Source organism: Alcaligenes sp. SMD-FA, from assembly GCF_025960365.1.
GTDB classification, from domain to species: domain Bacteria; phylum Pseudomonadota; class Gammaproteobacteria; order Burkholderiales; family Burkholderiaceae_B; genus Alcaligenes; species Alcaligenes aquatilis.
Genome location: NZ_CP110108.1, coordinates 3,081,841 through 3,101,117, shown reverse-complemented (window position 1 = coordinate 3,101,117; position 19,277 = coordinate 3,081,841). Strand labels below are relative to the sequence as shown.

The 19,277-nt window shown below is 57.0% G+C and carries 16 protein-coding genes; 7 read left to right on the top strand and 9 right to left on the bottom strand.

Features of this window, described 5'->3' with window-relative positions; genetic code table 11:
* Nucleotides 1-29: 29 nt before the first annotated feature.
* The 6 genes from OKX01_RS18910 to OKX01_RS14330 form a co-directional block, all read right to left on the bottom strand.
* Nucleotides 30-164: a hypothetical protein gene (locus OKX01_RS18910; protein ID WP_413544456.1), complete on the bottom strand. Its 135-nt coding sequence runs from the start codon at nucleotides 162-164 to the stop codon at nucleotides 30-32.
* Nucleotides 165-595: 431 nt separating this feature from the next.
* On the bottom strand, nucleotides 596-2,770 hold the full coding sequence (locus tag OKX01_RS14350; protein ID WP_264671982.1) for a phosphocholine-specific phospholipase C: 2,175 nt from the start codon (nucleotides 2,768-2,770) through the stop codon (nucleotides 596-598).
* A 21-nt stretch (nucleotides 2,771-2,791) separates the two neighbouring features.
* A complete protein-coding gene (locus OKX01_RS14345; protein WP_094197489.1) occupies nucleotides 2,792-2,989 on the bottom strand; it encodes a hypothetical protein in 198 nt (65 codons plus the stop codon).
* Nucleotides 2,990-3,009: 20 nt separating this feature from the next.
* Nucleotides 3,010-5,088, bottom strand: coding sequence for a LamG domain-containing protein (locus OKX01_RS14340; RefSeq protein WP_264671981.1), 2,079 nt, complete (start codon nucleotides 5,086-5,088; stop codon nucleotides 3,010-3,012).
* Nucleotides 5,089-5,668: 580 nt separating this feature from the next.
* Nucleotides 5,669-6,517 (bottom strand): glutamate racemase, encoded by an 849-nt coding sequence (murI, locus tag OKX01_RS14335; RefSeq protein WP_264671980.1) that lies wholly within the window; start codon nucleotides 6,515-6,517, stop codon nucleotides 5,669-5,671.
* A gap of 159 nt (nucleotides 6,518-6,676) precedes the next feature.
* Nucleotides 6,677-8,023 (bottom strand): aspartate aminotransferase family protein, encoded by a 1,347-nt coding sequence (locus OKX01_RS14330; protein WP_094197486.1) that lies wholly within the window; start codon nucleotides 8,021-8,023, stop codon nucleotides 6,677-6,679.
* 100 nt (nucleotides 8,024-8,123) lie between these two features.
* On the opposite strand from OKX01_RS14330, the gene OKX01_RS14325 reads away from it, so the two are divergent.
* A complete protein-coding gene (locus OKX01_RS14325; protein ID WP_108727853.1) occupies nucleotides 8,124-9,047 on the top strand; it encodes a LysR family transcriptional regulator in 924 nt (307 codons plus the stop codon).
* A gap of 48 nt (nucleotides 9,048-9,095) precedes the next feature.
* Here OKX01_RS14325 and OKX01_RS14320 read toward each other — a convergent pair whose 3' ends face one another.
* Nucleotides 9,096-9,521, bottom strand: a complete 426-nt coding sequence (locus OKX01_RS14320; RefSeq protein WP_264671979.1) for a lipocalin-like domain-containing protein — start codon at nucleotides 9,519-9,521, stop codon at nucleotides 9,096-9,098.
* 118 nt (nucleotides 9,522-9,639) lie between these two features.
* Nucleotides 9,640-11,064, bottom strand: a complete 1,425-nt coding sequence (locus tag OKX01_RS14315; protein ID WP_264671978.1) for a PLP-dependent aminotransferase family protein — start codon at nucleotides 11,062-11,064, stop codon at nucleotides 9,640-9,642.
* 233 nt (nucleotides 11,065-11,297) lie between these two features.
* Here OKX01_RS14315 and OKX01_RS14310 point away from each other — a divergent pair, with 233 nt between their 5' ends.
* From OKX01_RS14310 to OKX01_RS14300, 3 genes are read left to right on the top strand one after another with little or no spacing between them, the layout of a single operon-like run.
* Nucleotides 11,298-12,950 (top strand): cbb3-type cytochrome c oxidase subunit I, encoded by a 1,653-nt coding sequence (locus tag OKX01_RS14310; RefSeq protein ID WP_264671977.1) that lies wholly within the window; start codon nucleotides 11,298-11,300, stop codon nucleotides 12,948-12,950.
* A 4-nt stretch (nucleotides 12,951-12,954) separates the two neighbouring features.
* Entirely contained in the window at nucleotides 12,955-13,563 is a 609-nt protein-coding gene (locus OKX01_RS14305) for a cbb3-type cytochrome c oxidase subunit II (RefSeq protein ID WP_094197481.1), read from the top strand.
* Nucleotides 13,560-14,150: a c-type cytochrome gene (locus tag OKX01_RS14300; protein WP_264671976.1), complete on the top strand. Its 591-nt coding sequence runs from the start codon at nucleotides 13,560-13,562 to the stop codon at nucleotides 14,148-14,150. Before OKX01_RS14305 ends, OKX01_RS14300 begins: the two co-directional genes overlap by 4 nt.
* Nucleotides 14,151-15,242: 1,092 nt before the next feature.
* On the opposite strand, the gene OKX01_RS14295 is transcribed toward OKX01_RS14300, so the two are convergent.
* The gene (locus tag OKX01_RS14295; protein ID WP_230017587.1) at nucleotides 15,243-16,103 is read right to left on the bottom strand and encodes a DMT family transporter; all 861 of its coding nucleotides are present in this window, start codon (nucleotides 16,101-16,103) and stop codon (nucleotides 15,243-15,245) included.
* 676 nt (nucleotides 16,104-16,779) lie between these two features.
* Between OKX01_RS14295 and OKX01_RS14290 the strand changes: the two genes are divergently transcribed.
* The 3 genes from OKX01_RS14290 (at nucleotide 16,780) to OKX01_RS14280 (ending at nucleotide 19,242) form a co-directional block, all read left to right on the top strand.
* Nucleotides 16,780-17,262 (top strand): AmiS/UreI family transporter, encoded by a 483-nt coding sequence (locus OKX01_RS14290; RefSeq protein WP_094197477.1) that lies wholly within the window; start codon nucleotides 16,780-16,782, stop codon nucleotides 17,260-17,262.
* Between the two features lie 132 nt (nucleotides 17,263-17,394).
* Nucleotides 17,395-18,549: a transporter substrate-binding domain-containing protein gene (locus OKX01_RS14285; RefSeq protein WP_234354333.1), complete on the top strand. Its 1,155-nt coding sequence runs from the start codon at nucleotides 17,395-17,397 to the stop codon at nucleotides 18,547-18,549.
* Between the two features lie 3 nt (nucleotides 18,550-18,552).
* The gene (locus tag OKX01_RS14280; protein WP_094197475.1) at nucleotides 18,553-19,242 is read left to right on the top strand and encodes an ANTAR domain-containing response regulator; all 690 of its coding nucleotides are present in this window, start codon (nucleotides 18,553-18,555) and stop codon (nucleotides 19,240-19,242) included.
* The last annotated feature ends 35 nt before the right edge of the window (nucleotides 19,243-19,277 follow it).

Sequence of the window (19,277 nt, the reverse complement as noted above, 5' to 3'; positions counted from 1 at the left end):
TGATGCTTAGCTTGCCCCTTTAGTTCGGGTCACCTTGAACAAGGTACCCGAACTAGGGAAACAATTGACAAGCTTTTGTACAGATTTTCCCGAGACAGGCTCGTATCACGTGCCAACGGCCTTGTACCTCTGGCTTTAGCGATATTTCCTCCGGCCGCAGCCATTACAGCGGTCTCCCCCCTCTCTGACGGCAATGTGCAGATAGATGGCAAGATCTGCTGCCGTCATTCAGGGGGAGTTGGCAGTTTTCGCCCCAACTCATCATCAAGATGTCGTCCCGCAGGACGTAATACATGCGCCACTTGGTCGCCATGTTGATGTACATCTGAGCCCTATGCGCAAGGCTACGATTTGTAGGGACTCTTTGCCTGCAGCAGTAGGCATTGCTAGTGCTGGATGCCCACTGTCATGGAGCATTCTAGGAAAGACAAGCCGTTCCTGACCCGGTTAGTAGGGCATTTTTATTCTCTCTGGGGTGTAGGCTACAGATAAAAAAAACCCCGATGCCAAGTACTGGCAGCGGGGTAAAAAGTGTGCGTGGTGCGCACGCACACATAGTCAGACAATAGAACGTTGGATTCAGAGTATTTAAGTCTTACAGGTAGGCGGGGATCCCCAGGGCTGGGTCGCTGACGCCATGTGCGCCAAACTCCACTCGACCTGCGAAGCGACGGTAGTAGCTTGGGTCGTTGCTGCTGCGGACCACGAAGTCGTACCAGTGGCCGCTGGACTTCAGGGCCCAGGACTGTTTGGACTGCTGGCCTGGTTCAACCGTCACTTCCCAAGGGCCGTCTTCGCGGTAGGCCATGGACTGGATGGTGAAGGTGCAGGCAGACTGGCCGCCGTTCATCATTTCCAGATAGACATCGCCTTTGGTGACTTCGTAGCAGACGCGAATTTCGGGGCGAGCGGCCTCGGACTGGCTCAGTACGCTGACATCGCCACGGAAGTGACGGTGAAAGCCGTTCGGGCCCAGTACCCACAGGTCGTAGTGACCCAGGTTATCGGCCTGAACGTCCCAGACATCGTCCAGCATCTGGTCGGGTTCGACCATGTAGCGGCGGGGAATGCGGTCCAGATTCAGCTTATCGTAGACATGGAAAACAGCAGCGGCTTTGCCTGTGTTGGAGAACAGCAGCTGTACGCCTTTTTCGCTATCGCAGCGGGCGCTGACGTGCAGTTCATAGGGCAGGGCACGCGACGGGCGCACACCGGTTTGCTGCACAGGAATGCGCTGATTGTCCAGGGGCTGAGGCACCTGAGCCAGGCGTTCCTGGGCACGGCGGATGGCATCGGCCTCGTCACGGCTACGACGTCCGTTCAAGGTGGGCAGAGGTTCGTCGTTCGGGCTGGCGAAGTTAAAGGCACTGGTCAAGTCACCACATACTGCACGGCGATAGGGGCTGATATTGGGCTCCATCACGCCAAAGCGCTCTTCCATGAAGCGGATCACGGAGGTGTGGTCAAAGACTTGCGAATTCACCCAGCCACCACGGCTCCACGGAGAGATCACGTACATTGGAACGCGTACCCCGGGGCCAAATACCTTGCCGTCACGTGGAGGTTGACCCATCAAGCCTTTGGGGCTGGGGTAGTTGTAGTATTCAAAAGCAATCTGCTCATCGGTCAGGGTGGTTTTGCCCATAGGCTTGCCCGTGTCCGGATCAATGGATGGTGCCGAAGGGGACGGTACGTGGTCAAAAAAACCGTCGTTTTCATCGAAGTTGACCAGCAGAACGGTCTTGCTCCAGACCTCGGGGTTCGATGTCAGTGCATCGAGCAGTTCCTGCGTGTACCAAGCACCTTGCACCGGGCTGGATGGGCCAGGGTGTTCGGAGTAGGCGGCCGGTGCCACGACCCAGGAAATCTGGGGCAAATTCCCTTCTTCGACATCCTTGCGCAGTTGGCCGAAGAAACCACCGTCGGGCATCGTGTTGGCCACGCCCTTGTACAGGGGATTACCAATGTCATCCGACGGCTCGTAAGGGGCATTGTTTGGCTTGCCCGATTGTTCGTTGGCACGACGATATTGTTTGAAGCCTGCCAGCGAGTTGTCAGTAAAGTTGTCAGGCAGGTTTTGGTAGACCTTCCAACTGATACCGGCTTCTTCCAGACGCTCGGGATAAGTCTTCCACTCGTAGCCCAACGCCGAGGAACCCAGGCTGTCCCAGGCGTTGTTGACGGTACATTCACCCGTCCCGGTTGGGCCGTTAGTTCCCGTCCACATAAACATGCGGTTGGAGTTTGTACCGGTGTGCATGGAGCAGTGGTAGGCATCGCACAGGGTAAAGGCGTTGGCCATGGCGAACTGGAACGGCACCTCGGCTTCGCGGTAGTAGCCCATGGAGTGGGGGCGCTTGTACTTGGGCCAGAAAGCCATGCGGCCATGGTCCCAGGCTTGCTGCCCATCGACCCAGGCGTGGGGGGTGCCGTTGACCCGCTGAGCATTACCCTTGGTGCTGTCCAAGTGGTAGGGCATGATGGTTTCGGTGGAGCTCAGGTTTTGCTGCCAGACATTGCGGCCATTCGGGAGCGGGATGGTGAAGCGGTCCCCGAAACCACGTACGCCTTTCATCGTGCCAAAGTAGTTGTCGAATGAGCGGTTCTCTTGCATCAGGACGACGATGTGTTCCACATCCTTGATGGTGCCCGTCTTGTTGTTGGCCGGAATGGCCAGCGCCTTGCGGATGCTGGGAGGGAAAGCGGCCAAGGAACCGGCAGCCAGGCTGGCACCGGTCATATTGCGTAGGAAATTGCGGCGTGAAGTCATTGTACTTAATCTCTTAGTCAATCAAGGGGCGCATTTCAGTTGCGGCGCGGGTTCGGGCGTGGGTTTGCCAGGCTCGGTGGGCTCTTCAGGCGAGCCTGTGTTACCCGAGCTATCGGTGTCGCTGCCACCACCGCAGGCAGCCAGCAGGCCGCAGAACATCAACAAGACGGATGCGCGTTTTAGGCGCTCAAAGGTGAGTGAAGCGTTCTTGGAAGTCATAAATAGTCCTTGCTTGGCGATCAGGGTTGGAGGCTGGACAGAGGCTGGCGGGATTCGTAAATGCTGGTCAGTTCGTCCGTGCTAAGGGCGCGGTCCCACATGGCCAGTTCGCCAAAGTCCATATTGATGTCGCTGCGTCCCCAGCGTTTGTAGTACTGGCCGGTAACGTCTTCGTTCAAGCCCAGTTCGCCCGTGCCGGTGCCCCCCAGGGCTTGCAAAGTGCGGGCTTCCAGAGCCACCGAGCCAAACTGCGCGCCTTTTTTGGGGTCAAACACGTGGCCCAGCATCTTGCCTTGGGCCTTGTCGATGACGACGGCTACATAGGCCCATTCGTCGGGGGTGATGTTGTAGCCCTGGCTCTCGTTGCGGCCGCCGCCGTAGCCCGTGTTAAAGCGGATGTCGCAGCCGTTGGCGTTAAATAGGCCCAATGCAAAACCGGGGTTGTTGCCCGAGTCATAGTTCTTGTTGGCCATGATGGAGGCGCCATAGCCGTGGCAGTTGTTGGCAGTGCGCAGCCAAAAGCCAATCGTCATTTGCTGCACGCTGCTCAGAGTGAACAGATTGCGGCTCATGGACAGGCGGTAACCACGGTTGCCGTTGCCATCGACATTGCTGCCCATGATGCGCAGCCCACCCTTGGGTGTGCTGGGGTCCAGGAAGTCAGCGGCAATCAACTGGCCGGCCGGCACGGCAGGGGTCGAGGTTTGCAGCGTGCTGCCACCTTTGGCGTCGGTAAAGGGCTGGCTATTGAAGGTGTAATAGCTGAGCAGGCCGTTTTTCAGGGTGTCAGCCAGCTTGGGTGGGGGCTGGTAGCCTACATCGGCTTTCAGGGTCGAGGCCGCCTTGCCCACCTGGACCGAGTAATACAGGGAGTAGGTTTGCGCGGTATCGGAGGCAGGCAGTGGATCGGAGTACTGAGTAGTACCGGCAGGCAAGGTAGCGATCAGTTTGCCATCGCGCATGACCTGGATTTCTTGCGAGGCTTCGCCTTGCAGCACCCAGTTCAGGTCCACCATGTTCTTGTCGGCCGGTTTGCTGAAAACCAGATTGTGTACGCGGGTGTCGGCTTGCAGGGGCGAGCCACGGAAGCGGTATTGTTCGTTTTGCAGACCCAGGTGGGACAGGACGGTGGGCGCGATGTCAATGACGGCGGCCAGGGTGTTCATGTCCGTGCTGCTGGAGACTTGGCTGTCGATGGCAGGCAAGGAGGCCAGGGTTTTATTGGTAGCAATAAAGCTGGTCTTGTTGCGGTTAAATTGCGAGCCGGTGGTGCCGCCAAATTCGTCCAGGCCGTAGCTGGTGGTCAGGATGACCAGCCAGTCTTCCGACGCATCGGCCTGTGTGCGTTTGTCGATCAGGGCGAACAGCTTGTCCAGCGCAGCCAGGGAGTCGTTGACGGCCTGTTGGTAAGCCGGGCTACCCAGGCCTGCCTGATTGGCCGCACGGGCGGGGGCCTGGATTTGAGCCAGGATCAGAGATTTGCCTTCTTGCAGGTATTTCTGGGTTTGCTCGCTGACACAGCTATCAGAGTCGGTGCAGTTGGCCGCTTCGATGATGCGGCCTTCTTGCAGATCCTGACTCCACAGTGTGCGGTAGTCGCCGGTACTCAAGGCCAGGGCGGCCTGGGTTGGTTTGGAGGTCTGGGCGACCAAGGTGGGGCTATTGAGTTTGGTGTCTTCTTGGCCGACACCGCGCAGGCCGTGCTCGTCTGCCCAGACGCCGGTAATCAGGGAGGCCCAGCCAGGCAGTGGCAGGGTGCGTTGTTCGCTGGCAGTGCCCGCGTAGCCACCGGTTTGTGCGGGGGCAATGGTCAGGTTTTTCAGGGCAGGGTGCTGGCCTGCTTGACGGGCTTGCAGCAGGGCTTCGTAGCTTAAGCCGTCGATAGTGACGATCAGGGCTTTTTTGCCGCCCAGCGCCTGGGGTTTGTCGCCGGGCTCTACGGTAGGGGTTTCGGGATTGGTGCCAGGGTTAGCTGGGCCATCATTACCACCGGAGCCGCTGCCGCAGGCGGTCAGCAGCAGCGCCAGGGACAGAGAGAGTCCGGCTTGTTGCAGGCGCTGCACGGTGGGGGATTTCTGGGGACGGGAGGTGAAGGTCATACAGCCACTCAAGGAGAGAAGGTGGAAAGAGAGGCCGGACTGTGCATGAGGGTGGGCTGCCCAGTCGGCATCGGATCAGGACTGCGGGCAGTGTAGGAAGGGCGTGTGACTGCCCTGTGAACGGATCAGAAAATCCGCCGATGATTGGATTGTGTTTTATGTGAAGGGTGGGGCGGGGAGGGGAGCAGCGGGGATCAAAGCCTGGCTGGCTGCGGCTTGGCAGGCATATGACGGTGTAATGGATGGTTTGTTACGGTGGGGCAGTTTGGCGGGGCTGTAAGTGATTTTTATCTTTTAAGTAGCAAATTTAAGGTGGGTGATGGGTTTGAGTTGTAGTTTTTATCACTCTTCGTAGGTCGCCACTCGGGGCCTCGGAGCAGGGGGCGGAGGCGGACAACTTGCCGACGCGGCGGAGAGTGTCGGAAATTTTGTGTTCGGGCCTATGATTGTCTTGAAGGAGACAAGCGATGACACAAGAGCATAAGAAGGCACCCAGAGGTATGGTCTGAGTCAGGGATCGCTCGGGGTTTGGCGCGGCGCTGGCTGGCGTCACTCTCGGGGAGTTTGTTGTTGCTTTGTGCTAGTCCGCGACGATAGGGCGTGTTCCGGCTTGCGTCGGGAATGTCAGCATGGTGGGTTCTGCCAGTCCTGTCAGTGCTCGGATGACTTGTCGCGCTTGCTCCATGGGGGCGCTGCTGATGAAGGCGCTGTTGCCTGCTTGAGCCTGTGTGTTCAGGCAGTTAGCTTGTTCCAGGCGGCGGTGGACTTGAGCGGCGACCGCGAAGGAGGGTTCCAGGATATGGAAGCGCGAGCCACTGATGGCTTCGATGGTGGGGCGCAGGAAGGGGTAGTGGGTACAACCCAGCACGAGTGTGTCGGCCTGGCTTTGCAGGGCAGGGGCCAGGCGGGCGCGCAGCTCTGCTTCGATTTCCGGGCCGCTTAACTGCAGGGCTTCGACGCGGTCGGCCAGGCCGGGGCAGGGGATACGGATGACTTCCACGTCGCTGGCGTAGCGTTCGATCAGGCTTTGCAGGCCGCCGCTGTCCAAGGTGCGACTGGTGGCCATCAGGGCGATGCTACGGTTGCGACTCAGGGCAGCAGCGGGTTTGATAGCGGGTTCGATGGCGATAATGGGGATGCTTAGCGTGTCGCGCAAGGCCTGGGCTGCCACCAGGGTGGCGGTGTTGCAGGCGATGACCAGTGCTTTGCAGCCTTGGTTGACCAGCAACTTTGTCATGCACAGGGTGCGCTCAATGATCCATTCCGGGGAACGGTCGCCGTACGGGGCGCATTGTGAGTCGGCCAGATACAGCAGGTTTTCGTTTGGCAAGGACTGGCGCAGGGCGCGCCAGATGGACAGACCGCCCACACCCGAGTCAAACAGGCCGATGGGAGCCTGAGCAAAGGTAGGTGTTGTGGGAGAACTCATGGCGCTGAATATTTCTTGTGGAGCAAAGCTCGTATTATGGCGCGTTTGTGGATCTTGGAGCCGGTTACAGGGGCTGCTTGGGTAGAAAGTTAAGGTTTCCAGTTGCAACGAGTGGAGCTGATTTAGGGCGGCCCAAGATAGTCCGCCCTTTGGGGTTGCTTAAGCCAGTTGCTTCAGGACGCCACCGACGGCATCGAATAATGAATCAAGCTGGGCGTGTGTGGTGGTGAAGGCGGGGCCAAATTGCAGGGTGTCGCCACCAAAGCGTACGTAAAAGCCTTGTTTCCACAGCTGTAGGCCGGCTTCAAAGGGACGGATGGTAGGGTCACCGTTACGCGGGGCCAGTTGGATGGCACCTGCCAAGCCACAGTTGCGGATGTCGATCACATTCGGGCTATTGCGCAACTGGTGCAGGGCCTGCTCAAAATGCGGGGCTAGTTCGGCAGAACGTTGCAGCAGGTTGTCCTGTTCCAGCAACTCCAGGGCAGCCAGTCCTGCGGCGCAGGCGACAGGGTGGGCGGAGTAGGTGTGGCCGTGGCTGAACTCCACGGTGTGCAGTGGCAGGTCCTGGCCCATGAAGGTTTGGTAGATCTCTTTGCTGGCAATGACCGCGCCCATGGGAATGGCACCGTTGGTCAGTTGCTTGGCCATGGTCATGATGTCGGGGGTGACGCCAAAGTAATCGGCTCCGGTGTAGGTGCCCAGGCGGCCCAGTCCAGTGATGACTTCATCAAAGACCAGCAGGATGTTGTGCTGATCGCAAATCTGGCGCAGGCGTTGCAGATAGCCGGTAGGGGGCACCAGTACGCCTGCCGAGCCCGAGACGGGTTCGACAAAAACGGCGGCAATGGTGCTGGCGTCGTGCAGTTCGATCAGCTTCAGTAGTTCGTCGGCCAGGGTAAGGCCCCCTGTTTCGGGTTGGCCGCGTGTGAAGGCGCAATCGGCTTGCAGCACGTGGGGTAGGTGGTCGGCATCCATCAATTGACCGAACATTTTGCGGTTGCCGCCGATACCGCCCAGGCTGGTACCGGCCACGTTCACGCCGTGATAGCCACGAGCGCGGCCAATCAGACGGGTTTTTGTTGCCTGGCCTTTGATGCGCCAGTAGGCTCGCACCATCTTTACGACAGTGTCGGTGCATTCAGAACCGGAGTTGGTGAAGAAAACATGATCCAGACCGTCGGGGGTGCGCTGGGTTAGTTTGTCGGCCAGTTGAAACGCGGTGGGATGCCCAAACTGAAAGGCGGGAGAATAGTCCAGTTGTCCGAGTTGGCGATGCACGGCGGCCTGGATTTCATGACGGGCGTGTCCAGCCCCGCAAGTCCAAAGCCCGGACAGGCCGTCAAAAATCTGGCGACCCTCCTGGTCATACAGCCAGTTGCCTTCGGCTTTGACGACCAGACGCGGGTCCTGCTGGAATTGTCGGTTCGCGGTAAAGGGCATCCAGTGGGACTGGAGATTGAGTTCACTGGCAATCTGCTGTGGCGCAAAGTAGGGTGAGTTCATGTTTGTCTCCTCAAGGCGGTGAATACCCCCAGTGTAGAGAGCTAAGTTGTTGAGTAAAATACGTTTTTATTTAACTTCACTTATTGTTTTACTTACCTATATGCAGCTCAAAGGACTGTTGCAGGTTTCCGATTTTGATTTGCGTCTGCTGCGTGTGTTCAGAACGGTGGCGCAAGTGGGCAGCTTTTCGGCCGCAGAAGGTGTGCTGGGGATTACGCGTTCGGCCATCAGCCTGCATATGAGCGATTTGGAAAAGCGCCTGGGCGGAATCCGCTTGTGCCAGCGCGGTAGGGCCGGTTTTGCTTTGACGGAGGAAGGGCGGCAAGTATTGCGGGCCAGTGAAACCTTGATGGCTGCGGTGGAGAATTTTCGCAGTGAAGTGAACCAGCTGCATTCCAGCTTGCGGGGAGATTTGAATATAGGCTTGATGAATAGCCTGATCTCGCAGCCTCATATGCACATCACCTCCGCTTTGCGTGCCTTGCGGCAAAACAGCGAGGCGGTGCGTGTGCATATCAGCATGAGCACGCCAGGTGAAATTGAGCGCGGTTTATTGGATGGCCGTTTGCATATGGGTGTGCTGCCCGAAATTAATGCCTTGAGCGGGCTGGAGTATCGCACGCTGTATGCCGAGCCTTATTTTTTGTACTGCTCCTGGGAGCATCCTTTGTTTGCAGCGGTACAAAAAGGGGCAGTGTCTCAGGAAGCCTTGCGCCAGGCTGCGGCTATTGCGCCCGCTTATCGCATGAGCCCGGAGGCGATTGGACAGCATCAGGATTTGAATTGTGTCGCTACCGCCAGTGATCGGGAAGGAACCGCTTTTTTGATTTTGACGGGAGAGTACATCGGTTTCCTGCCTGAGCACGTGGCGGCTCGTTGGGTAGAGAAGGGCCAGATGATTGCGGTGGACCCACAGCAGCGTCAGTTTACGATTCCCTTGTCCTTGGCCATGCGCAAGGACAGACGTGCCCATGCGATTGTGGATTATTTTCTGGGCTTGCTCGATAGCGCGGTTCAACACTGACATGACCAGCACAGGCTGGACTTTGCTCATGGCGTTGAACCAGTGTGCTTAGACCGGCTCGGCACGGTGCCACAGCAAGGTGCCCACGCCTAGTTTGCCAGCCACCACGACGGGATCACGGGTAGACAGTTCCAGCGCGTCTTGGGTAAAGCGTGCCAGGCGTAGCTGGGGAACGCCCACCCAATCGGGGTACAGAGACATATCAACAAAGTGGGTGACGCATTGGGTCGCCTCGTCTACTTCAAACGTACCTGCATAGGCCAGGTACGTATCCAGTAGGGACTGACAACTGTCCTGTACCGTTCTGGTGCTGCTGCCCAGTTGTGCTCCCATATAACCTGTTTCTGTGTAAATCAGTTGACCAATGGGGTTGGGCCCCAGCCCCGGATAGCGGGGCGAGCCATCTGCTGGAACAAACTCAAAGGACTGCAATTGCCAGACACCGATCAGCTTGTTACGTAAGGTGTGGGCCATCAAAAACTCCTGAACAGACAGTGTGCTTGCGTGTGTAACTGCGCGATCATGCTGTCTTTTCTTTTGTCATTCAATAAGCTGCCAATTTTTATTTTCTATCGTCAGGCGCTACGTGCCTTTACTTTTTAAGTGGCAATGGTCGGCATAAGTTACCCAGAATCTCCAAGGCCTGATCACTGTGTTCTGTCCAGGGGTGGCCAAAGTTAAGACGCAGGCAATGGCTGTAATTCTGGGTGGTTGAAAAGATGGAACCCGGCGCCAGACTGATGCCCTGGGACAGGGCCTGACGATGTAATTCCAGGGTCTGCACGCTTTGTTCCAGTTCTACCCACAGGAAGTAGCCGCCTTCGGGGCGGGTGGCCCGCGTGCCTGCGGGGAAGTAGCGTCCCAAGGCTTTGGAGAACTGCGCATACTGGTTTTTTAACTGGGTACGCAAACGGCGCAGATGCTGGTCGTACGCGCCTTTTTCCAGATAGCTGGCCAAGGCTAGTTGCGTGGGCACAGGGGAGGTCAGGGTGGTGGTCAGCTTGGCTTGGGCGACTTCGCGTATATAGCGTCCCGGGACGGCCCAGCCGATGCGGTAACCGGGTGCCAAGGTTTTGGAAAAAGAGGAGCAGTGCATCACCAGACCTTGACGGTCGAAGGCTTTGGCGGGACGAGGGCGTTCCGTGTCGAAGTACAACTCGCCATAGACATCGTCCTCGATCAAGGGAATTTCATAGCGGGCCAGCAGCTCGACCAGTTGGGCTTTTTTAGTGTCGGGCATCAGGCTGCCCAGCGGATTCTGAAAGTTTGTCATCAGCCAGCAGGCTTTGGGGGCGTGTTGCTTGAGGGCGTGCTCCAGCGCTTCCAGATCAATGCCTTCACGCGGGTGGGTGGGCACTTCCAGGGCCTGCAGCTTCATGCGTTCCAGCGATTGCAGGGCGGCATAAAAGGTGGGTGATTCCACCAGCACAATGTCACCCGGTTGAGTCACTGCAGCCAGACAGAGGTTCAGTGCTTCCAGAGCCCCGTTGGTAATCACAATATCGTTGGCATTGATGGCCATGCCTTGAGCCAGGTAACGCAAGGCAATCTGGCGGCGCAAGGGAGCGTGGCCCTGGGTCAGGTCATCCACGCTGGCCCAAGGGTCTTGCTGTTTCAGACTGGCGGACAAGAAGCGCCCAAGCCGTTCCAGAGGAAAGAGCAAGGGGCTGGGAAATGCGGATCCCAAAGGGGCTACGGAGCGCTCGGAGCTGGATTGCAAGATCGCCATGATCAGGTCGCTATTATTGACGCTGGTCGCTTGCAGAGGAGGTTGGGAGGCTGTATCTGCCTCCAGCGTATGAGGAGCCAGACTGGAGCACACGTAATAGCCTGAACGTGGGCGCGCCTTGATTAAGCCTTGTGCTTCCAGTCGGTAATAGGCCTGGAAAATCGTCGAGGCACTGATCTTGTGCTTATCCATCAATTGACGCACAGAGGGCATGCGCTCGCCTGCCGCTACGGTGCCGTCAAGAATGGCCTGGGCCAGTTCCTTGGCCAGCGTCTCGTACAGTTTCATGCTGCTCTGTGCTCCATCTGATACGGTAATTTTAATAAATGTGGTTTTTTTATTATCTGATGGGTATGCCGGTAAATACAAGCAAGTCGGGGTTTACACGGCTTTCAAGCCAACTGATAGGGTTTTTTAAGCATTAACTGATTCTTGGAATGCACTGTACCGACGGGTAGCCTTGCCGGGTGTTTTCGTCCGTGCCCGTGTGGGCGGCGGGCCTATCTACTCAGAGGAATACCATGAACCCGACGGCGCTTTTGCTTGCCGCATTCATCCTGTCGATTGCCGGGCTTTTTGCCTTTATCTGGTCCTTGCGCAAGGGCCTGTTCGATGCTGACGTCAGTGGTGCACGCACTATTTTTTACAAGGGCGAAATCGGCCAGCCCGAAGAACCCTCTGCCGGTGATGCCCAACGGCAGGCGTTGAGTCTGGCTGCTGCCGACCATCTGGCAGAAAATCATGGCCAACAAACCAGTGCCATTGAAATGGCTGCGCGTGAGCAGGCTGACCGTTCCAGTTCCTTGCCTGCTTTTTTGCTGATTGTCTGTGCGGTGGTCTGGCTGGTGGTGGCTTCGTTTGCGGGGCTGATCAGCTCCTTGAAGCTGCACTGGCCCGAGTTTCTGGGGGATGTGTCCTGGTTGAGCTTTGGCCGTTTACGCACGATTCACCTGAACGGCGTGGCCTATGGTTGGGCGCCTATGGGCTTGCTGGGCCTGACCATCTGGATGCTGCCGCGCTTGTTGCAAACTCCCTTATTGGGGGGCCGTTTGGTGATGGTGGGCGGCCTGGTCTGGAACGCCGCCTTGGTGGCCGGGATGGGCGCGCTGGCCATTGGCTTGAATGCGGGCCTGGAGTGGCTGGAGATCCCTTGGCAAATTGGCGTGTTGTTTGCCTTTGGCGGCATGATGATTGGTATGCCGCTGGCCTTGATGCTCTCGCAACGCAAGGTCAAGCACTTATACGTGTCGGTTTGGTATATCGGTGCGGCGCTGTTCTGGTTCCCCATTCTGTATCTGGTGGCCAAGGTTCCTGGCGTGCACTTCGGGGTGGAGCAAGCCACCATGAACTGGTGGTTCGGGCATAACGTATTGGGCTTGTTCTACACCCCCATGTCGATTGCCGCCATTTACTATTTCCTGCCTAAAGTCATCGGGCGGCCCGTGCGCTCCTATAACTTGTCGCTGCTGGGATTCTGGACGCTGGCGTTTTTCTACGGACAGGTGGGGGCGCACCATCTGATTGGTGGTCCTATTCCTGAATGGCTGATTACCCTGTCCATTGTTCAAAGCATGATGATGGTGATTCCGGTGCTGGCCTTTTCGGCTAACCAGCACTTGACGCTGAAAGGTCATTTCAGTGCGCTGCGTCACTCGCCTGTTCTGCGTTTCATTGTCTTTGGCGCCATGATGTACACCGTCGCGTCTCTGCAAGGCTCTGCTGAAGCACTGCGTTCGCTGAACTCCATTACTCACTTTACGCACTTTACGGTGGCACACGCTCATCTGGGTATGTACGGCTTTGTGACCATGGTGATTTTTGGTGGTGTGTACTTTGCCTTGCCACGCATTCTGAACACCGCCTGGCCTCGTCCCGCCTTGATCTCCTGGCACTTCTGGTTGGTGGTGGCTGGTTTTGCTGTCTACATGATCACGCTCAGCATTGGTGGCGTGCTGCAAGGCTTGGCCCTGCTGGATCCTGCGCGTGGCTTTATGGAATCGGTGGCGGTCACCATGCCGTGGCTGCAAGGTCGTTCCATTGGCGGCGCCATGATGACGCTGGGCCATCTGGTTTTCGCCCTGCACGTATTGCTGATGATTGTGAAGTCGGGTGCGTTTGCCTTGACCGAGTCCCGCTCGGCTCCTGTGCGCCGCATCGCTGAGCTGGAGGTTTAAGGTCATGGAAAACGAATTGAAGTTGATTATCGGGTCCATGGTGACTTTGTCCTTGGCAACGGCGGCCATGATTGTGGTGCCCTTTTTGCAACTGAAGGACGAGCCTGCCCCGGAAGGCTTGTCACCCTATACCAGTCAGGAAATACGGGGGCGGGCGGTGTATCGGGGCAATGGCTGCATTACTTGTCACACGCAGCAGCCCAGCACCACGGGTGCGGGTGTAGCCGATGCCAGCCGTGGTTGGGGGCGCGCTTCGGTCGCGGGGGATTATCACTACGACGATCCGCCTTTGCTGGGCACCATGCGTACCGGGCCGGATTTGTTCAATATTGGCGTGCGTCAGCCTAGTCAGGATTGGCATCTGGGTCATTTGTACGATCCACGCGCATACTCGCCGGGTAGCAATATGCCTCCCTATCGTTTCTTGTTTGAAGCCAAGAGCCCAGATCAGGTGCAGCCCGATGAGCGCGTCGTGAGTCTGCCGCCGGGTGTGGCACCGGAGGGCAAGGTGGTGGTGGCCCGTCCGGAGGCCTTGGATCTGGTGGTGTATTTGCAATCGCTCAAGCATGTGTATCCGATCTTGAGTGCTGATGCAGTGGGAGGTGAGGAATGAGTCGCCCTGTGCAAAGTCGTCAAAGCGAGAATGCGGATCCTCACGAGCAATACAACCCGGTTCCGCGCGTTGTGATTCTGGTGGTTTTGGCTTTATTGGCCTGGGCGGTGTATTACATCGTGTCAGCTCAGCCTAACAGCTCTCCCCGTCTGGGGGATCAACGACCGTTGGCTGTGTTGGCTCCCGCTCCTGCCAGTGCGTCTGCGGACGGCAAGCAGTTGTATGCCAATGCCTGTGTGGCGTGTCACCAGGCGACGGGACAAGGTTTGCCAGGGGTGTTTCCGCCTTTGGCTGACTCTGAATGGGTGAAGGGAGAACCCAAGGTGCTGGCGCAATTGGTGCTGCATGGGATTACCGGGCCTATTACGGTGAAAGGTCAGGAATATCAGGGGGCGATGCCTGCGTTTGCAGAACAATTCAGTGATGCGGAGCTGGCGGCTGTGTTGAGCTTTATTCGCCATGAGTGGGGAAATGAGGTGGATGCTATCACTCCCGAGCTGGTTGCCCAGGCACGCACGGCCAGTGCTGATCGTAGTCAACCCTGGCAAGGGGAGAAGGAATTGCAGGACTGGATTGCGGCGCAGTGAGACGGCTGAGATTGGTTCTTCTGGAATTAATAATTAGAAGCACGTTTTGAAACGGTAGCACGCCGGGAACAGGCCCCTGGCTTTTGAACCGATATCTCGCCCGACCCCAGGGTTGGAGATGTCGGTTTTTTTGTTTGGTGTCTCGGTGTGGGGACGCCGCTTGGGGGCCGGGTCCAGGGGGGTGGGCTTGACTACTTGCCGATGCTGCGCATCGGTGCCCTTGTCGATTCTGATATCCGGGCACCCTGTGAACTCGCCCGGTGATTGGTCCCCCGGACCAATCACAAGCGTCGGGCTCAAGCAGCACAGGGCTTGCATCCCGGATATCAGAACCGCCTGCGGCAAGCAGTCTGAATCGCCCACCCCCCTGGACCCGGCCCCTAAGCGGCTCACAACGGAGAAATATAAAAAAACCGATTTGTGGCGGGAGAAAGTGCTGGTTGTATAGGAGACAGGGGGCTTTTTAGAGTTCCTTGGCTTGGCGCTTGGTGGACTTAGGGCTTGTTGTCGGCCAAGTTGTTGAGATGGATTGAAGGGCTACTGCCATTGAGCGCAGTGAGGCCAGTTGAAATACCCAAAAGTAATCATCAATGATGATCAACGTGCTTGCCGTACTCACATGCTGATGATTGGCATCTATCTGTAGCGAGAACTCGTAAATCAGGGGTTTTTAGAGGGGCGCTTTGAGGGTTGCGCTTAAAAATAGAGATCTAGGTATTAGGATCTATCTATGAGTATTTGGATCTTGGAAGCAAACCAGCTTGAAGCGTGGAGTTGCATCACTGTGAACCACTTGGGTCCCTCTACAGGGATTGGGCGGATCAGAGTACTTGCCGCGGTCAGGAGATAGCGTAGGGGTTCAAGCATCCTGCTGTTTGAGCCGGACGCTTGTACTTGGTCCGGGGGACCAAGTACCCGGCGAGTTCAGGATGCGCCCGTAGCTATCTCCTGACAAGGGCACCGGTGCGCAGCACCGGCAAGTGCTCAGCCCAATCCCTGTAGAGGGACCCAAGTGGTGGTTTCACTGAGACCGATCTCATCATTCAAAGACTGATTTCACTCTCTATGAAACCCCACTTATAAAAAGCAGACTTACGCCGCCTTCTTCCGTAATGTCAGCCACAGACCCGCCAAGATAGCCACCAGTCCCAACCCCGCGCGAGCCGCCAAGGTATTGCCCAGAATCAGGAAATCCAATCCGGCTGTCACCACAGGAACCAGATAAAACAGGCTAGTGACATTGACCAGATTCCCGCTGCGAATCATGCGATACAGCAGCAACTGGGCCAGCACGGAAATCACCAGGCCAAGCCAAATAACAGGCCCCCAAAAGCCCAAGGTGTTCTCCCAGCGGATGTCTTGCCCCAAACCCAGAGACACCAGAATAAACAAGCCCAAAGACAAAGAGTATTGCAAAGGCATGCCCTGCAAAGCCCCCACAGGCTGGCGCTTTTGAACAATCGTCCCGACAGTAATGCTTAACAAAGCCGCAATGGCAAACACCAGACCCGTTACGGACAAACGGCTGACAATCAGGCTTTGATACACCACCAGAATCAGCCCGGTCAGCGACAGGGCTAAACCGGCTACACGGGTCAGGGAAAAACGCCGCTCGGTCAAGGCCAAGGTCAGAATCGGTTGTACACCCAGGATCGTTGCCAGCAGACCGGGCGTGATTCCCTGGGCCAGAGTTTCAAAATAGAAAAAGGAATACAGCCCGATCATCAGCAAACCGCTGATAGCCGGCAGCAGACGTTGCCCTTTGGGCGGTAGCCAGCCGCCATTGAAGTGCCCCAGCATAACCACCATAGGCAGGGCGATGGCAAAACGCAGGATCAGCATGGCCATAACCGAGCCATGGTCCAAACCGATACGAGTGAAAATACCCGCGCTGCCCCAAAGCAGCACGAACAAGGCAATAGCACCCCCTTGGGCGCGAGAAGAAGAAATCATGATCGTTCTTTATCTGTCTAAATAAATGAGACTTGTCTGCAAAGACATTCCAGGCGTATCAACCGCGCAGGAAAAGAAAAAGGGTCTTAGGAGCAGACGCTGTAGACGCGTGTGTCGACGACGACGTCGGACACGACTGCGGCTTGATTGACGACGCCTGGGGCGACGACAGTCAACAGCAAGACAGATGGGGGAGAGCCCGCCCGCAGCGACGCGGCCCGCGACAGGGGCAGAGTGCTTGGCAAAGAGGATGCGGGGCGGTTCATGAAATAAGAATCAGATCGTTAAATCGATGGAGCACTTTAGCATGAAATGTATTTGGTACGTCAATCGTCAGCCGCTAGGGTAATCGCTAGTACAGACGATCGTCCGGGCTATGTAAGAATTGCATCGATCGCGATTTCAGATCGCTGAGACATTTCCGAATAGACACGACATCCGCTGCCAATGCTGCCAGCGCCGATGCTGGGCAAAGAAGCCCGGACCGGTTCATTGTTTGAACCGGTCCGGGCTTTTTTGTTTGCCTGAAATCAATCCGACCTTGTAATTAGGTTGCGAACTATTCGGACCATGCCTGCCGGCAATACGCCATCGCGATACACGGAGCTCATGCAGCACCAGGAGTTTCTGGTGCCAGCCAGGCCGGGATCGTCACCTTGTTTTGGAGGCTTATGCCATGTTGGGTGTTGCGCTTTTCTTTATTGGGGCTGTGCTGATTGTCAATGGCGTGGGTTTGACTGGACGTATTGAAAGTCGAGATCTGGCCCCCTTTAATTTACTGGTGGGTTTGTTGGCCTTGTTCATCAATTTGCTGGGCCTGCAGCGTGGTGAGCAAATGGCGGATTATTTCGCCGCTGCCGGCGGGCTGCTGTTTGCCTTTACCTACCTGTATCTGGCCGTGGTGCAGTGGTATGGCCTGAAAGGGGCGGGCTTTGGTTGGTATTGCTTGTTTGTTGCCGTCAGTGCCTTGGCCTTTGCCGGATCTGCCAGTGATCCGCGTTTGATCGCCATGTGGCTTTTGTGGTCCAGCCTGTGGTTCCTGTTTTTTGTGGCCCTGGGGCTGGGACGGTCCTTGCGTATTTTGCCCGCGTACACCGTCCTGATCGGAGCGCTGACTTGCTGGTTGCCCGGGACCCTGATCCTGATGGATGCCTGGTAGTTTTCATAGGGGTGCAAGCGTGGTGGGGGGCCAGATTTAAGCCGTTTTTTGGAGTAACCTGATGCTCGCTTGTCGTGTTTACTGGCAGGTCCGTTGACCTGCACCCCTACCATGCTAGACAGGAGATGGACTTTGGCTCACAACGAACCCGTACGCGTCGGCGTTCTTTATTCCGCAACCGGCATGACCTCTACCATTGGTCAGTCGCAATGGCAGGGCGCCAAACTGGCGATTGAGGAAATCAACGAGGCCGGTGGCCTGCTCGGGCGCGAGCTGGTGGCAGTGTGCTACGACCCAGCGTCCAAGCCCACTTTATACGCTGAACAGGCCGAGCGGCTGATTGTGCAGGATCGCGTCAATGTGATCTTTGGTTGCTATATGTCCAGCAGCCGCAAGGCTGTGATCCCGATTGTGGAGAAGTGGAACAAGCTGCTGTTTTATCCCACTCTGTACGAAGGTTTCGAGTTCTCCGGCAATGTGATCTATACCGGCGCCGCCCCCAATCAGAACAGTGTGCAGCTAGCGCATTTCATGACCAGCAATTTCGGCGCGCGGGTCTATATGATTGGCTCGGACTACATCTACCCCTACGAGTCCAACCGCATCATGCGCGAGCTGGTCATGCAGCATCCTGATAGCCAAGTGCTGGGTGAACACTATCTGCCCCTGGATGCCAGCGAGGTCGATTACAGCCGCATCATGCAAGATATACGCCAGAAACAGCCGGACTTTATCTTCTCCACCGTGGTGGGCGATTCCACGGCCAATCTGTACCGTGCCTATGCCAATGCGGGCTTCAATCCGCAGACCATGCCCATTGCCAGTCTGACGACCTCGGAGGCCGAGATCGCCCAGATGGGGGCCGATATTGCCTGTGGGCACTTTACCGCTGCACCGTACTTCCAATCCATCGAGTCGGCCGTCAATGCGCGTTGCCTGGCCAGTTTGCGCAAGCGTTTTGGGGCCGACTGCCACCCTAATCTGTGTTGGGAAGCGGCTTATTCGCAGATGCATTTGTTCGCCAATGCGTATCGGCAATCCGCCAGCGATGCGATCGGGGATTTGCTGCCCTACCTGCTGGGCAGCGAGCTGGATGCACCTCAGGGGCGGATCAAGATCGATCCCAATAATCACCACACATGGCTTTATCCTCGGATCGGACGCATCAATGCCGACGGCGAGTTTGTGATTGTGCGCCAGGCAACGCGCCCGGTCTCACCCGACCCCTATCTGGTCACCCATTCTTTGGGCGACTGGACTGCCAAGCTGGATACTTTGGAGACATAAAGCGTGGCCAACTCCTCTTCCTACGGTGATGAGCCGGCAAACAAGCCCTTGCGAACGCGGAATCGTTTTCCGCATGCCACCTCGCCGCAGCTCAAGGAACTGCGGCAATTGACGATGGTGGTCATGCATCCGGACGATAGCGATGGCCGCTTGCTGACCCAGCAACTGCAGCGTATCGGGTGTTCGGTCCAGACTATCTGGCCGCCCACGCAAAACCTGCCTTCAGGAACGGATCTGGTATTTCTGGCCGTGCAACCGGACCTCTTGCACCTGCGCCTGGACTGGGTCTGCGAGGAAGACGCCCCTACAGTGATTGCCGTGGTTAATTATGAAAACCCCACGATAGTTTCCGCTGTGCTGGATTTGAATATTCAGGCGATCCTGCCTTCGCCCATTCGTTCTTTCGGTTTGTTGTCCACGGTGGTACTGGCGCGCAAATACCATAAGGAATTGCGCCAGCAGCGTCGCCTGATCAGCAAGTTGCAGACCAAGCTGCTGGGGCAGCGGCATGTAGCGCAGGCCAAGACGATCTTGATGCGCACTCATCAGGTGTCGGAAGATCAGGCCTACGATCTGATCCGCGAGCAGGCCATGAACAAACGCAGCACGATTGAAGACATTTCGATTGCCATTGTGAACGCCAGTGAAGTGCTGTCTTTGGGGCAGAAAGGTTCGTCCTTGCTGGGGAATTAGCCCTTTTTTGGCTAGTCTGATGTGCTGTGGGTAGC